At 44.7% G+C, this 15,501-nt stretch carries 13 protein-coding genes and 1 pseudogene; 2 read left to right on the top strand and 12 right to left on the bottom strand.

The window, feature by feature from the left end; genetic code table 11:
- Positions 1-21 precede the first annotated feature (21 nt).
- The 9 genes from AB2J24_RS10565 to eno form a co-directional block, all read right to left on the bottom strand.
- Positions 22-270 carry a GlsB/YeaQ/YmgE family stress response membrane protein gene (locus AB2J24_RS10565; protein ID WP_367385451.1) on the bottom strand — a complete coding sequence of 83 codons (249 nt, stop codon included), beginning with the start codon at positions 268-270 and terminating at the stop codon, positions 22-24.
- Positions 271-388: 118 nt separating this feature from the next.
- Positions 389-619: a hypothetical protein gene (locus AB2J24_RS10560; protein ID WP_367385450.1), complete on the bottom strand. Its 231-nt coding sequence runs from the start codon at positions 617-619 to the stop codon at positions 389-391.
- 4 nt (positions 620-623) lie between these two features.
- Positions 624-2,069 (bottom strand): dihydrolipoyl dehydrogenase, encoded by a 1,446-nt coding sequence (gene lpdA, locus AB2J24_RS10555; protein WP_367385449.1) that lies wholly within the window; start codon positions 2,067-2,069, stop codon positions 624-626.
- A gap of 33 nt (positions 2,070-2,102) precedes the next feature.
- Positions 2,103-2,741, bottom strand: a complete 639-nt coding sequence (locus AB2J24_RS10550; protein WP_367385448.1) for an SGNH/GDSL hydrolase family protein — start codon at positions 2,739-2,741, stop codon at positions 2,103-2,105.
- A gap of 12 nt (positions 2,742-2,753) precedes the next feature.
- Positions 2,754-4,070, bottom strand: coding sequence for a pyruvate dehydrogenase complex dihydrolipoamide acetyltransferase (locus AB2J24_RS10545; protein ID WP_367385447.1), 1,317 nt, complete (start codon positions 4,068-4,070; stop codon positions 2,754-2,756).
- 14 nt (positions 4,071-4,084) lie between these two features.
- Positions 4,085-5,470 carry a pyruvate dehydrogenase complex E1 component subunit beta gene (locus AB2J24_RS10540; protein WP_367385446.1) on the bottom strand — a complete coding sequence of 462 codons (1,386 nt, stop codon included), beginning with the start codon at positions 5,468-5,470 and terminating at the stop codon, positions 4,085-4,087.
- A gap of 14 nt (positions 5,471-5,484) precedes the next feature.
- Positions 5,485-6,522, bottom strand: coding sequence for a pyruvate dehydrogenase (acetyl-transferring) E1 component subunit alpha (gene pdhA / locus AB2J24_RS10535; protein ID WP_367385445.1), 1,038 nt, complete (start codon positions 6,520-6,522; stop codon positions 5,485-5,487).
- A gap of 146 nt (positions 6,523-6,668) precedes the next feature.
- Complete coding sequence (locus AB2J24_RS10530) at positions 6,669-6,977, bottom strand: FtsB family cell division protein (protein WP_162653858.1); 309 nt, start codon at positions 6,975-6,977, stop codon at positions 6,669-6,671.
- A gap of 153 nt (positions 6,978-7,130) precedes the next feature.
- Positions 7,131-8,405, bottom strand: a complete 1,275-nt coding sequence (eno, locus tag AB2J24_RS10525; protein ID WP_367385444.1) for a phosphopyruvate hydratase — start codon at positions 8,403-8,405, stop codon at positions 7,131-7,133.
- 329 nt (positions 8,406-8,734) lie between these two features.
- Between eno and AB2J24_RS10520 the strand changes: the two genes are divergently transcribed.
- Positions 8,735-10,339: a methyl-accepting chemotaxis protein gene (locus AB2J24_RS10520; protein WP_367385443.1), complete on the top strand. Its 1,605-nt coding sequence runs from the start codon at positions 8,735-8,737 to the stop codon at positions 10,337-10,339.
- Positions 10,340-10,385: 46 nt separating this feature from the next.
- Here the strand turns inward: AB2J24_RS10520 and AB2J24_RS10515 are convergent, their stop codons facing one another.
- The 3 genes and pseudogenes from AB2J24_RS10515 to tpiA all read right to left on the bottom strand — a co-directional run bounded on the left by AB2J24_RS10515 (position 10,386) and on the right by tpiA (position 13,421).
- Positions 10,386-12,017 carry a CTP synthase gene (locus AB2J24_RS10515; RefSeq protein ID WP_367385442.1) on the bottom strand — a complete coding sequence of 544 codons (1,632 nt, stop codon included), beginning with the start codon at positions 12,015-12,017 and terminating at the stop codon, positions 10,386-10,388.
- A gap of 155 nt (positions 12,018-12,172) precedes the next feature.
- A pseudogene (gene secG, locus AB2J24_RS10510) lies at positions 12,173-12,535 on the bottom strand (preprotein translocase subunit SecG); the annotation flags it as partial.
- A 118-nt stretch (positions 12,536-12,653) separates the two neighbouring features.
- On the bottom strand, positions 12,654-13,421 hold the full coding sequence (tpiA, locus tag AB2J24_RS10505) for a triose-phosphate isomerase (RefSeq protein ID WP_367385441.1): 768 nt from the start codon (positions 13,419-13,421) through the stop codon (positions 12,654-12,656).
- 183 nt (positions 13,422-13,604) lie between these two features.
- Here tpiA and AB2J24_RS10500 point away from each other — a divergent pair, with 183 nt between their 5' ends.
- Positions 13,605-15,494 (top strand): peptidylprolyl isomerase, encoded by a 1,890-nt coding sequence (locus tag AB2J24_RS10500; protein WP_367385440.1) that lies wholly within the window; start codon positions 13,605-13,607, stop codon positions 15,492-15,494.
- Positions 15,495-15,501: the final 7 nt, after the last annotated feature.

The following is a 15,501-nucleotide window of genomic DNA, read 5'->3' as shown; positions in this document are numbered from 1 at the left end:
AAAGATAAGCAATCTTGGGAATTAGGCAATCATTCTTGCCACAAATACCACTACAATCGCGCCTACGGTCGCCTGAATAATTGACGCAATCAATAAGCTATCGATTCCAAGGTTAATACCAAATGCTGAAAATAAGAAACCGCCGACAAATGCGCCTATCACACCGGTGATAAGATAGCGAATTAAGCCGCCTCCGCCAACAATAAAGCTTGCTAAAAAGCCAGCAGCTACACCGACGGCCAAAAAGATTATTAGAGATTGGGTATCCATTATAAATTCCTAAATTGATTACGCTTAATCATTTACGCTGTAATTTTCTTTTAAGTCGGTTTTATGATCGCTGTCATAAATACGGTTATTTCTTACTCGAAACAATGCGCCTAATTGTCTAGCTACGATCGATTTGCTGAGCAATTTTGAGCGCTCTAGATAAAAGCCAAACCATTAATCCAACGACCAAACCAACGCAGCCCATTATAGCGATGACAATCCAAATGCCCGTCCATCCCTCAAAACTCATACCACCAATATCAACACTGCCACGCCCTTGGATGGCAGCAAAACCACCCAACGCACCCAAGATAATGCCGATGAGCATAGGTATGAGAAACGCACGCATGATACTATGCGTTCAATACGCGCCCATAGGCATCAAGTACACTTTCCTTCATCATTTCTGACAATGTTGGATGCGGAAAAATCGTATGCATTAGCTCTTCTTCGGTTGTCTCCAAGTTCATAGCTACAACGAATCCCTGAATAAGTTCTGTAACTTCGGCTCCAACCATATGAGCACCAAGAAGTTCGCCTGTTTTCTTGTCAAAAATCGTTTTGATCATGCCGTTGTCTTCACCAAGTGCGATGGCTTTGCCATTTGCACTGAACATATAGCGGCCAACGCGAATTTCGCGGCCAGCCTCTTTGGCTTTTTCTTCAGTAAGGCCGACACTTGCTACTTGTGGGTTGCAATATGTGCATCCCGGTATCAAGCTTTTGTCCATTGGATGAACATTTGGAAGACCAGCAATTTTTTCAATGCAGATCACACCTTCATGTTCAGCCTTGTGTGCCAACATTGGTGGTCCGGCGACATCGCCAATCGCATAAAGCCCTGGCACATTGGTTTTGCCATAACCGTCAATAACAATGCATCCACGATCGGTTTTAACGTTTAATGCTTCAAGGCCAAGGTTTTCAATATTACCCTGAACACCGACGGCCGAAATTAAACGATCCGCTTTGATTTGGGTGACTTTTCCATCTTTGGTTTCAACATGTGCGGTAATATCATCGGAGCCCTTATCAACTTTAGTGATTTTGGCTTCTGTGATGATCTTCAGGCCACGCTTTTTTAGTGCTTTTTGAGCGATCTTAGATATTTCTGGATCTTCAACCGGCATGATATTTTTCATTAACTCAACAACTGTGACATCCACACCCATTGAAAGATAAAAGCTAGCAAATTCGATACCGATTGCGCCAGACCCCATAACGACCATGGATTTAGGCATTTCTTGCGGAACCATTGCTTCAAAATATGTCCAAATCAGCTTGCCATCTGGCTCAATACCCGGCAATGCACGAGGACGCGCGCCCGTGGCAACAATAATGTGTTTTGCTGTGTAGTTGCCCTCCGGCAAAATGCCCTTTGGTACTGGGTTTTGCGGCTGCATCGCTGGTTTTGATGGTTTAGAGACAACAATTTCATTTGGCTTTGTAAGCTTTGCTTCACCCCAAATCACATCCACCTTATTTTTCTTCATCAAAAAGCCGATACCACCATTCAAACGGGCTGAAACACCGCGTGAACGCGCTACAACATCTTCGACCTTTGCCGTCATCTTGCCTTCAAGCGTCAGTCCATAAGATTTTGCATGAGCAGCGTTGTCCATCATCTCAGCAGAACGAAGCAATGCCTTGGTTGGAATACAACCCCAGTTGAGACAAATGCCGCCCAGATGTTCGCGTTCGACAATAGCTGTTTTCAAGCCCAATTGCGCAGAACGAATGGCCGTCACGTAGCCGCCGGGGCCAGAACCAACAATGATTACATCATAATTATTCGACATCAGAATGTCTCCAATACTTTATTGTCTCTACGCTTAGAGACCCAACATAAGTTTTACAGTCGCAGCTAGCCCGCGGCCCAGTTCTTTTGTATTTTTCGCATCCATATGGATGCCGTCTAGTGGTGTTGTTTTAGACACCGAATTTGCATCATAGAAACCACAGCCCAATTCGTCTGCCAATTCAGAAAGCAAGCTTGGCAACATTGATGATTGAGCAAGACCGTCGGTAAACATTGCGCCAATATCAGTGTTCGCTGTTTGCGAAAATTTTGGCGGAGCGACAATCAATATCTCTGGAATATTTGTACCATCCCGATAGGCGTGGTTTTTAATCAGCGAGATAATCCGTTTTGTACCAGATACGCTTGATGTAGCGGTTCCAACGATCATGTTTTTAAGATCATTGGTTCCCAACAAAACAATAACTAAATCAAGCGGTTGATGGCTCTCAAGCAATGTTGGCAATATTCGTGTGCCATTGCGATCACAGTCAGCAGTGAAATCATCAAATGCTGTGGTCCGACCATTTAGTCCCTCAGCGATGACGTGAATATCATCGCTTAACATATCTGCTAGCGCACTTGGCCAACGATCTTCAAGTGCATGACGACCACCCGATGCAGCATCAAAGCCCCATGTCAGTGAATCGCCAAAGCAGAGAACATTTTTCATCGCTAAACAGCCTTAAGCCAACATTCCCATTGGATTTTCGATATGACCTTTAAATGCGGCCATAAGCTCAGCACCCAAGGCCCCATCAACAGAACGGTGATCGGTTGAAAGTGTAACAGACATAACCGTTGCAACAGCCAATTCACCATCTTTAACAATTGCACGCTTTTCACCAGCGCCAACAGCTAAGATTGTTGAGTGCGGAGGATTGACGATTGCTGAGAAGTTCTTGACGCCAAACATACCAAGATTAGAAACAGCTGTTGTACCGCCTTGATATTCAGCTGGTTTCAATTTCTTGTCACGTGCACGACCCGCCAAGTCTTTCATCTCTTTTGAGATAGTCGAAACAGTTTTTTCTTCTGCTTTGCGAACGATTGGCGTAATTAACCCACCATCGATAGATACAGCTACACCAACATCAACATGCTTGTGTTTGACCATGTTATCTGCGGTCCATGATACATTTGCTTCCGGCACATCACGAAGCGCTAGCGCCATGGCTTTTATTACCATGTCGTTGACGGAGATTTTGAAGGCAGGTTTATCATCTTTAACGGGTGCAGATTTATTGATCTGGCTGCGAAGTGCAAGAAGTGCATCAATTTCGCAATCAGCTGTCACATAAAAATGCGGCACGTTCTGCTTAGATTCTTGCAGACGCGACGCAATTGTCTTGCGCATGCCATCATGTTTGACCAATTCATATGAATCATCATCAAACAATTTCAGTACTTGCTCATCAGACATTGATGGTGGCTTTGAGGCCGATGCGTTTGCTGCCGCAGGTGTTGCAGTCGCTTGCGGAGCGGCAGTTACACCATTAGCAATTGCTGCTTCGACATCACGTTTAATGATACGGCCTTTTGGGCCAGATCCTGAAACGACAGACACGTCAAGACCAGCGTCTTTTGCAATTCGGCGAGCCAGAGGTGATGCAAACACGCGAGCACCATCGGCCTTAGCCGATGCTACGCCAGGAGTTGTTGCTGGTGCAGGACTAACAGCAGCAGCCGGAGCTTCAGTTTTTGCCTCTGCTACAACTGCCGGCGCTGGTGTAGCAGCCGGGGCAGCAGGTGCACCAACTTCTTCACCAGAAATCACAGCAATAACTGAGTTCACTTTAACGCCTTCGGTTCCCGCCTCAACAAGAAGCTCTAGAACTTCACCCTCATCAACGGATTCGACTTCCATGGTTGCTTTGTCAGTTTCAATCTCGGCGATAACATCACCAGGATTGATCTGATCACCAACCTTAACAAGCCAGCTTGAAAGTGTGCCTTCTTCCATTGTGGGCGATAAGGCAGGCATTGTGATATTAATAGGCATGATGTCGTCCTCCCTTAACTTGTGTATGTGACGGCTTTAACAGCATCGACAACTTCCTGAACGTTTGGCAAAGCCAGCTTTTCAAGATTGGCTGCATATGGCATTGGAACATCCTTACCAGCGACAGTTAGAACAGGCGCGTCTAGATAATCAAATGCTTGTTGTTGAACGCGAGTGGCAATCTCAGCGCCAACAGAACCTTGCGGATACCCCTCTTCTACAGTCACCAAACGGCCAGTTTTCTTCACTGATTCAATGATTGTAGGAAGGTCCATCGGGCGAATAGTGCGCAGATCAATAAGTTCTGCATCAATGCCCATAGTTGCAAGTTCTTCAACTGCTTTTATTGCGTATGTCATGCCAATTCCGAAGGATACGATTGTTACGTCTTTCCCTTCTTTATGGATACGTGCCTTACCGATTGGTAGAACAAAGTTATCCATTTTAGGTACATCGAATGTTTGACCATAGAGAATTTCATTCTCAAGGAACACAACTGGATTTGGATCGCGGATCGCGGCTTTCAAAAGGCCTTTTGCATCTGCAGCGCTATAAGGCATGACGACTTTAAGCCCCGGAATTTGACTATACCAAGCGGCATAACACTGCGAATGCTGCGCACCCACACGAGCTGCTGCGCCATTTGCGCCACGGAACACGATTGGTGCGCCCATCTGTCCACCAGACATATATAGCGTTTTAGCTGCCGAATTGATGATATGATCAATTGCCTGCATGGCAAAGTTAAACGTCATAAACTCCACAATTGGCTTGAGACCAGCCATTGCTGCGCCAACGCCGATGCCTGTAAAGCCATGTTCGGTGATCGGTGTATCAATCACACGTCGTTCGCCAAACTCATCAAGCATACCTTGTGTGATTTTATAGGCACCTTGATATTCGGCAACTTCTTCACCCATGACGAAAACATCGTCATCAGCGCGCATTTCTTCGGCCATAGCATCGCGCAAAGCTTCGCGAACCGTGGTTGAAACCATCTCCGTTCCCGCGGGAATTTCCGGATCTGACGCTAATTCAACAACGACCGGTTGAGCTGGAATAGATGCAGCAGCAACTTCTGTATTGACTTCTGGTGCACTGGCAGCTTGTGCAACTGGCGCAGCAGTAGGTGCAGATCCAATTGCATCAGCGCTTTCGCCCTCTTCCAAAAGAACAGCGATGACTGAATTAACTTTCACACTTTCAGTGCCTTCAGCAACCATGATCTTGCCGATGACGCCTTCGTCAACCGCTTCAACTTCCATTGTCGCTTTATCAGTTTCGATTTCGGCTAATATATCGCCAGAAGACACCGCGTCCCCTTCGGCTTTAAGCCATTTAGTCAAATTGCCTTCTTCCATTGTAGGAGACAAGGCAGGCATTAGAATTTCTATTGGCATGTTCTATTCCTCCCTTAAACCAAGATATCTGTATAAAGTTCAGATGCATCCGGCTCTGGATCACTTTGTGCAAAATCTGCGCTGTCAGCAACGATTGTGCGAACTTCCTTGTCGATGGTTTTCAAATCATCTTCGGTCGCAAGCTTGCCCGAAATCAGACGTTCTTTAACCTGCTCGATAGGATCTTGTTCTGAGCGCATTTTCTGCACTTCATCTTTGGTGCGGTACTTGGCCGGATCGGACATCGAGTGTCCACGGTAACGATATGTCATCATTTCAAGGATCATTGGGCCCTTGCCAGAACGAATGTGCTCAACAGCAGCCTCTGAGGCCGCATGCACTGCACGAACATCCATACCATCAACTTGATATCCTGGAATATCAAAAGCTGTTCCTCGATCTGCAAAATTTGTGTGTGCTGATGCGCGAGACACTGCGGTGCCCATTGCGTATCTATTGTTTTCTACAATATAAAGAACAGGTAAATCCCACAAAGAAGCCATATTAAAGCTCTCATAAACCTGACCCTGGTTGGCCGCGCCATCGCCAAAGAATGCAACGGCTAGATTATCTGTGCCGCGATATTTATTTGCAAAGCCCAAACCAGTACCTAGCGCCACTTGCGCGCCCACAATACCATGACCGCCGTAGAAATCTTTTTCTTTGGAGAACATATGCATGGAGCCGCCCTTACCTCGCGAATACCCGCCTTGGCGACCAGTTAACTCCGCCATAACACCTCGAGCTTCCATGCCTTTAACCAGCATATGACCATGATCACGATAACCAGTGATCATTTGATCACCATCTTTAAGCGCCATCTGGATACCAACAACGACAGCTTCCTGACCTATATAAAGGTGACAAAACCCACCGATTGCACCCATGCCATATAATTGACCAGCCTTTTCCTCAAAGCGCCGGATCAAGAGCATCTCACGATATGCTTTTAATTCTGTCTCTTTGTCAAAATCGCTGATTGATTTACCAATTACATTTTTTTTCGTGGTCGTTTTTCGTGCCGAAGATCTTGTAGTCTTTCGAGCTGCCATATGAGCCTCCCAGTGGTGAAGTTTGGGCGATCATAATTCAAATTGTAACTAACAGCAACAGCATAAATGCATAGCTGATATTCATGTTATATATATGATTTTTATATGAAATTATAAAATTAACTTAATTTAAGTTAATGCATAAATTACTGATAAATGATGATTTCATCTTCTCGCGAAACAGCAAGCAAACTACGAGCTCGCTCATCAAGCATGTCCGCTTCGAGAGTTCCATCGCTCATCAATTTTACTTGTTTTGTCAGATAGGCTCGCCGTGCAGCCAACACTTTGGATTCTGCATTTAACTCATCAATTTGAGCCTGCATAGCTTTGCCGGACGTCATACCGTATTCACCATTTACGGTATGAAAAGCAAAATAACTAAGTGATGCCATACCCAATAGATATAGGCCGATCCTTAGCATTATAAATTTACGTTTAAAGCGAGTACGCATTACTTGACCTCGTGATATTCAATATCGACGAAGATGATTAATTTTGTCTTATCGACGACCTGCTTTTTTCATAATTAACATCAATATCTGAATTAAATTCGCATAAAAAAAGCGGCGCCGAAGCACCGCCTTTCATAACAAAATTTACTGCGATTAATCGCGAAGAATAGATCGGCCAGCATAAACTGCTTGCGCACCTAATTCCTCTTCAATACGGATCAATTGATTGTATTTGGCCAATCGGTCAGATCGTGACAACGAGCCAGTTTTGATTTGCCCACAATTTGTAGCAACAGCTAGATCGGAAATAGTTGAATCTTCTGTTTCGCCGGAACGGTGGGACATAACAGCTGTGTATGACGCTTTATGCGCGGTTTCAACAGCATCCAGCGTTTCAGACAGCGAGCCAATTTGGTTCACTTTCACCAAAATAGAGTTTGCAACGCCCATTTTGATGCCATCCTTAAGACGAGCAGTGTTTGTTACAAACAGATCATCACCAACAAGCTGACATTTTTTGCCAGACAGTTCAGTTGATGTTTTCCAACCTTCCCAGTCATCTTCTGCCATACCATCTTCAATTGAAATGATTGGGTATCTATCGACCAATTCATCAAGATACGCAGCCATTTGACCAGCATCAAGTGTACGTTCTTCACCTGCAAGAACATATTTCCCGTCTTTGAAGAATTCAGTTGATGCACAATCCAGTGCGAGGAACATGTCTTCGCCGGGCTTGTAGCCAGCTTTTTCGATTGACTGCATGATGAAATCAAGAGCTTCGGGTGCACTACCGATATTTGGAGCAAAACCACCCTCGTCGCCAACATTTGTGTTGTGGCCAGCGGCAGATAGTTCTTTTTTCAAAGTATTGAAAACCTCTGATCCCATGCGGATCGCATCTGACATTGTGTCAGCTCCGACAGGCATAATCATGAATTCTTGAAAATCAATTGGGTTATCAGCATGTTCACCACCATTGATGATATTCATCATTGGAACAGGCATTGTATGGGCATTCGGTCCACCGACATAACGGAAAAGCGGAAGACCAGAAGATTGTGCAGCAGCTTTAGCAACAGCAAGCGAAACACCTAGGATAGAGTTTGCACCAAGACGGGCTTTATTAGGCGTACCATCGAGAGCAAGCATTGTCTTATCAATTGCGATTTGCTCTTCGGCTTCCATATCGATAACAGCGTCGTAAATTTCGCCATTTACCGCAGCAACTGCTTTTGTGACGCCTTTTCCTAAAAAACGTGATCCGCCATCACGAAGCTCGACAGCTTCATGGGCGCCGGTTGATGCACCAGAAGGAACGGCAGCACGACCAAACGCGCCATCTTCGAGCAGAACATCAACTTCAACTGTTGGATTTCCGCGACTGTCGATAATTTCACGACCTTTGATTTCGACAATTGCTGCCATATTATGTGATCCTTCTCAAATTTAGATAGTTAACCATTTTTAAGTTGATTAAGTTGTTTTCCATACCGCCCTGAAAAATGGGTTGGGAGGACAGTTGGCCTGTTCATAACGTAAAGTGTCAAAAATGCAATAATTAGCAGAGTTTCTTGCGTGTTTTATGACAATTACCAGCTACGAAACATCTGGTGATGAATGAATTGAAACGCACAAAATCCATCTTTGCGTAAGCTTCATTCATTAAAAAAATGACATCAAGAGTCGAATGAAATCTCTTTTAATGAGATATGATGGATTTACGTGCCCTGCGCACCACACAATGATTGAGTGACATGAAAAATACTATCGCCAACCAGATGTTCATTTTCGGATTTATTGTAGTTCTTGCTTTCATAGCCAGTTTAACAACACAATATTACGCCTTACAGAAAATAAATGCAGGCGCTGAAAATGAAGCAATTCTAACTTTGGCAATCGTACTTGTTGCCATCATGTCGATCTTAATAACAACGTTCGTCTTCTATTGGATCAAGAAGCGTGCCGTTGCTCCGCTATCACGGATTGGTGAGCATTTAGCTGCTGGAAATTTCTCAAGTGATGTGCCATTTATGGAGATGCAGGATGAGATTGGCGAAATTGCAAAATCCATTCAAAAGCTCAAGAAGATTGTTATTGATCGAGAAAACAAACGCGCGCTTTCTGAAAAGCAACTAAAGAAAAAAGATGAAGACAGTGCTGAATCAAATGAAAAATCAGCACACGACAAGGCAGAACGTGCTCACGCCTTGCAAGTACTCACTCACGGATTGGTGTCTGCTTCGCAAGGTGATCTTAGTTTTCGGATAAATGAACAACTCACACCGGAATTCGGGCAACTGCGTGCCGCATATAATCAAAGTACATCTGCACTGTCTGTCGCATTATCTGAAATTAGCAACACAACAGCTAACGTTACCAATACGGTAAATGTTGCAGGACAATCCTCCACTGAGTTAGCCCATCATACAGAGCAGCATTCAACAGCGCTTGAACAAACAGCCGCAGCAATCAATAACGTAACAACTTGTGTGAGCGGGTCGAGCGAACAGGCAAGTAATGTTCAGGCTATGGTATCTCAAACAAAAGAAGAGGCTGAAAAGTCTGGCGCTGTTGTTCGTACAGCTATTGAAGCTATGACAAAAATTGAAGAATCTGCACAACAAATCAATCAGATCATTGGGGTGATAGACGAGATAGCCTTCCAGACTAATCTTCTTGCGCTAAATGCCGGCGTAGAGGCTGCTCGAGCCGGAGAAGCTGGCAAAGGTTTTGCAGTTGTTGCTCAAGAAGTACGTGAACTTGCCGGCCGCTCAGCAAATGCGGCCAAGGAAATTAAAGGACTGATTGATACTTCATCTAAGCAGGTTGAAACAGGTGTTTCACTTGTTAATGAAACAGGTGATTCTTTGCAGGAAATTGAAGCACGTGTTGCAGAGATAAACGATATTATAGGTGTTATCGTCCAGAGCTCGGTTGAGCAATCCAGTGCACTTAATGATATTAATGGCACTATGAGTGAGATGAATCAGACAACAAAACAGAGTAAAAATATTGCCCAGCAAACACATCAATCTTGCTCAGGTCTTTTGGAGTTATCATCACAACTCGAGAATAGTATCAGACGTTTTCGTCTCGAAAATTCAGGAAATTATCCTACTCAAATGCCCACAGCTAACCAATATGTGCAACCGACACAACCGTTTCAGCCGATTGGCCAGACACAATCGCGACCCGTAGAGAGCCTACAGTTAAGAGCGGTGGACAATACTTATGTACCATCTCAACCAAGCACATCCCCTGCCCGATCATTAGGCCGCCGACTAGCTGGCGCTGTGACGCAAGAAAATCAGCAACAAGGTCAATATCAGTCCAATGATAGCAACTGGGATGAATTTTGATCTCACCATCCAGATGAGATCAAATTTTTGCACAATACTAACTTATCTAGACCAATCGTGATTGCTCAAGAGCAGCTTCTATAAAACTTGCAAATAGCGGATGCGGGTCTAGTGGGCGCGATTTCAATTCTGGATGATATTGAACACCGATAAACCAGGGATGATCAGAATATTCAACAGTTTCTGGAAGAATCCCATCAGGAGAAAGCCCTGAGAATACCAGGCCACACTCTTCGAGTTTATCTTTATAGTTCACATCAACCTCATAGCGGTGACGATGACGTTCAGAAATGCTCTCAGAGCCATATATCTCAGCGATCCGCGTACCATTCTTCAATGAAGCATTGTAAGCACCAAGACGCATAGTCCCGCCCAGATCACCATTGGCTTTTCGCTGTTCAAGCTGGTTGCCTTTGACCCATTCAGTCATAATACCTACGAGGTTTGTACCTGTTTTCTGTTCAAATTCACTCGACATAGCATCTTTAATACCAGCCAAATTACGCGCAGCTTCCAAAACAGCCATTTGCATACCGTAGCAAATTCCGAAATATGGTACTTTTTTAGTTCGAGCAAACTCGGCAGCACGAATTTTTCCCTCAGCACCACGATATCCAAATCCACCAGGCACCAGAATACCATGCACCTTCTCCAGATATGGTGCAGGATCTTCTTTTTCAAAAATTTCAGAATCAATCCACTCAAATTTCACCTTAACCCGATTGGCTATACCGCCATGATACAAGGCTTCCATAAGTGATTTATAAGCATCTTTCAGGCCGGTATACTTGCCTACAATAGCAATTGTGACCTCGCCCTCAGGTGACTGAATGCGATCAGAAACATCCTGCCATGCCTCAAGGCGTGGCTCGGGAGCAGGGTCAATACCAAAGGCTGCCAAGATTTCGTTATCAAGGCCTTCTTTGTGATAGGCCAAAGGCACATCATATATGCTTGCGACATCAAGCGCTTGAATAACAGCAGAAGGACGCACGTTACAGAAAAGCGAGAGTTTGCGGCGTTCTTCCTGCGGGATTTCACGATCAGCGCGAACCAGTAAGATATCAGGTGCAATGCCCATAGCTTGCAATTCTTTGACCGAATGCTGTGTTGGTTTGGTTTTCAATTCGCCAGCAGCAGCAATAAACGGCATCAAAGTTAGATGCAGATAAATCGCACTGTTGCGCGGCAAATCATTACCAAGCTGACGAATGGCTTCCATAAATGGCATGGCTTCAATATCGCCCACCGTGCCGCCGATTTCACACAACACAAAATCATAATCTTCATTGCCATCAAGCACGAAGTCTTTGATTTCGTTTGTTACATGAGGAATAACCTGAACGGTTGCGCCTAGATAATCGCCACGGCGCTCCTTGTCGATGATATCCTTATAAATGCGCCCCGTGGTGATGTTATCCATCTTGACCGCAGACCTGCCAGTAAATCTTTCATAATGGCCCAAATCAAGGTCAGCCTCTGCACCATCATCGGTCACAAAGACTTCGCCATGCTGAGTAGGGCTCATCGTGCCCGGATCAACATTTAAATAAGGGTCAAGTTTACGCAGCCGCACTCGATAACCACGAGCTTGCAGCAAAGCGCCTAAAGCAGCAGAAGCAACACCTTTACCAAGGGAAGAAACCACGCCACCAGTTATAAAAACATATCGTGCCATGGGATTGAAGGATTAGCTAACTTTTACGATGTGCGCCAGCAAAAAATTTGTTCTTCACCTGTTTTTTAGCAAAAAAGTTACGAACACAAAAAAGCCCGAGACAATGCCCGGGCTTTAAAATTTTAAACTGCTCAAATTTACAGCTTGAACTAGTTCCCTGTTGGAACTGAAGTGCCATCATCAGCTGGCGCGGCTGGAATTTCCGTTGTGTCAGATCCACCAAGCTGGTTTAAGATACCCTGCCCATCGCTCTCAATTGCTGGAATCTGATTAAGAACACCAGAGGTCGGATCATTATAACGCGCGAGAATTCCGAGAGCCAATGATGTGATAAAAAAGCCTGCAGCTAAAATACCTGTTGCGCGTGTTAACATGCTTGCGGCACCGCGTGCTGTCATCATGCCACCACCGCCACCGCCACCGATGCCAAGCCCGCCGCCTTCTGAACGTTGCAATAAAACAACGCCAACTAGAGCGATAACGATCATCAAGTGTATAACTATGAGTACGGTTTCCATGTATTATTCCTGCCTTGAAGGCTCATTAGTATTAGAACTTTGCGCGTCCATACACGAGCTTTGGCAATTTTCCAAGCCCAATAGTCACGCGATAAGCGTAAAATAGCAGTTATTATAACTATGCAACGCTTGCTGTAGCTTCACAGATGGCAATGAAGTCGTCTGCTTTCAAGCTTGCACCGCCAACTAATGCGCCATCAACATTCAAAATCGACATTAATTCGGCGGCATTATTAGGTTTAACTGACCCGCCATACAAGATTTTCATGTTCTGGCCTGCTTCGCCAAACCTTGCAACAAGTTCTGCGCGCATAAAAGCGTGCGCCTCTGTTACATCTTCAACACTTGGCACAAGACCCGTACCGATCGCCCAAACTGGCTCATAGGCGATGACAGTATTTTCCGCTGTTGCTTTGTCCGTTATAGAGCCAGCAAGTTGCGTTTTTAAAACATCAAGTGTTTTGCCAGACTTGCGCTCTTCTTCGGTCTCTCCAATACAAACAATAGCTTTCAATCCAGATGCAAGAACAGCCTGTGCTTTCTCTTTAACCATAGCGTCAGTCTCCCCATGGTCTGTTCTACGCTCTGAATGACCCACAATTACATGAGAACCCATGCAATCAGCGATCATTTCAGCAGAAATATCGCCAGTATGAGCACCAGATTTATTCGTATGGCAATCTTGACCGCCAATATTAAGTGCCGAATCTTCTGTCAGAGTTGTTGCGACATATAATAATGTGGCTGGCGGACATAAAAGCGCATCAATCTTGCTTAAGCTATCCCTGTCGGATGCATCTGCGACTTGCTTTACAACACCGAGCGCATCGCGCTTACCGTTCATTTTCCAGTTTCCAGCGACAAGTGGGCGAATATTTGGTGTCATCTTATCCTCAATAGGGCTTAAATTTACGTCGGGTTGCGTTTTGATTGCTCTGTTCTTTACAAATATTTGATTTGCAGTGCAATAAGTCTTCAATTCATAATCTGTATGGGCTAAAGGTTGCCATAATTATTTATATACAGATATCAATTGATAACTGTTTGTTGGGTTGGAGAGATTCACAATATGGACTTTTTAAGAAGAGCTGCAAAGACTTGGGTTGCCAAACTATTGCTTATTTTGTTGGTTGCGTCGTTTGGTGTTTGGGGCATATCAGGCAGTATTTTGCAAAATAATTCAACGACGGTTGTATCTGTTGGCGACGAAAAAGTTGGTCCTGAGGAGTTTTATCTGGCCTACCGCCAGCAAGTTGGTGCTATTTCACAGCAGTTTGGCCGCAACTTAACAACTGAAGAAGCTCGCGCTTTCGGTATTGAAGATCAAGTCTTTGGGTCACTGGCCACCAACGCCGCTCTAGACCAGCAAGCATCTGAACTTAATTTGGGCGTGTCGGAAAAACGCCAAGGTGTTATTCTATCTCAGCAACCAATATTTCAGGATAGCCTTACCGGGCAGTTTGATCAGGGGACATTTCGTCGGGTGTTACAAAATATTGGCATGTCAGAATCCCAATACCTGACAATCAGCGCAAAAGAGGCAACCCGCAGTCAGGTCACAGAGGCTGTGTCGGATGGATTTAAAATTCCTCAAACACTTCTAAAAGCGCTAGCGGAATACCGCACTGAAAAACGTGATATCGACTATCTTGTTTTAACTCCCGCTATTCTTGATGAAATGGCAGCGGCGACAGATGAACAACTCAAAACTTACTTTGATGCGAACATTGCACGTTACGCAGCGCCTGAATATCGTAAGATTTCATACCTTAAACTAACAAGTGAAGATATTATCGATCTTGATGGTGTAAGCGAAGAAGCTATTGTGCAAGAATATGAAGCACGTCAATCAAGCTACAGCACAGAAGAATCCCGAGCGATTGACCAGCTAACGTTTAAAGACGACGTGGCAGCAGATGCCGCTTTGGCAAAATTGAACTCTGGCACATCTTTTGATGACCTCCTCGTTGAAGAAGGTAAAACAGCCAGTGATGTATCGATTGGCACGTTTACAAAAAATAGGATGCCAGATCAAAGCCTTGCAGATGCGGCATTTTCTGTTCCTGCGGAAGGTGGAAACACGGATGTTTTAAAAGGAACCTTTGGTCCAGTTATATTACGTGTTTCGAAGATTGAGCCTGCGGTAACCCGAACATTGGATGATGTGAAAGAAGACATTCGTCGGCAACTGGCACTTATCGCAGCTGCAGATACTTTGTTGGATGTGCATGATGCCTACGAAGATGATCGTGCAAGCGGGTTGACACTTATTGAAGCCGCCGACAAGCAAAACCTAAAAGTTGTGACGATTGACATGATTGATCGAACAGGCGCCGACGATAAAGGCGTTGCTGTGGAAGGCATTCCGCAATCGCGTGAGGTTATCACCCAAGCTTTTGAATCGGACATCAACCTTGAAACACCTCCAATTAATATTGGTTCTGAAGGTTTTGTTTGGTTTGAAGTTCTCGACATTATTGCAGCCCGAGACAGAACACTTGATGAAGTCAAAGATAGAGTATCAGCAGATTGGTTAGCAGCAGAAACGGAAGCGGCCTTGGTTGCTAAAGCTGATGAGCTGAAAAAACAACTCGATGATGGCAAAACACTAGCTGCGGTCGCAGATGAGCATACGATTAATCTTGAGAAAAAGATCGATATTACACGTGGTGCACCCGATGCTGTGTTTAATCTGGCAACAATTGAAGCAGCTTTTGCTGGTCCTATCGGATTAACAACTGTTGCACCTGACGCCAGCGGTGCCAATCAGGTCTTAATGAAAGTTGTGGCCGTAAATGTCCCAGAAGATGCTTTATCCGATCAGGCGATTACTCAAAATCTAGAAAACTTTAATGCAGTGGCAGGCAACGAAGTTGTCGGACAATTTGTTTCACGCCTCCAATCAGAATATGGCGTAACAGTAAATCGTGAGCTTGCTTCCCACATTTTGGCGCAGTAATCTTTTT

It is taken from the genome of Lentilitoribacter sp. EG35, assembly GCF_040784015.1.
GTDB lineage: Bacteria > Pseudomonadota > Alphaproteobacteria > Rhizobiales > Rhizobiaceae > Lentilitoribacter.
This window is presented reverse-complemented; position numbering and strand designations above follow the sequence as displayed.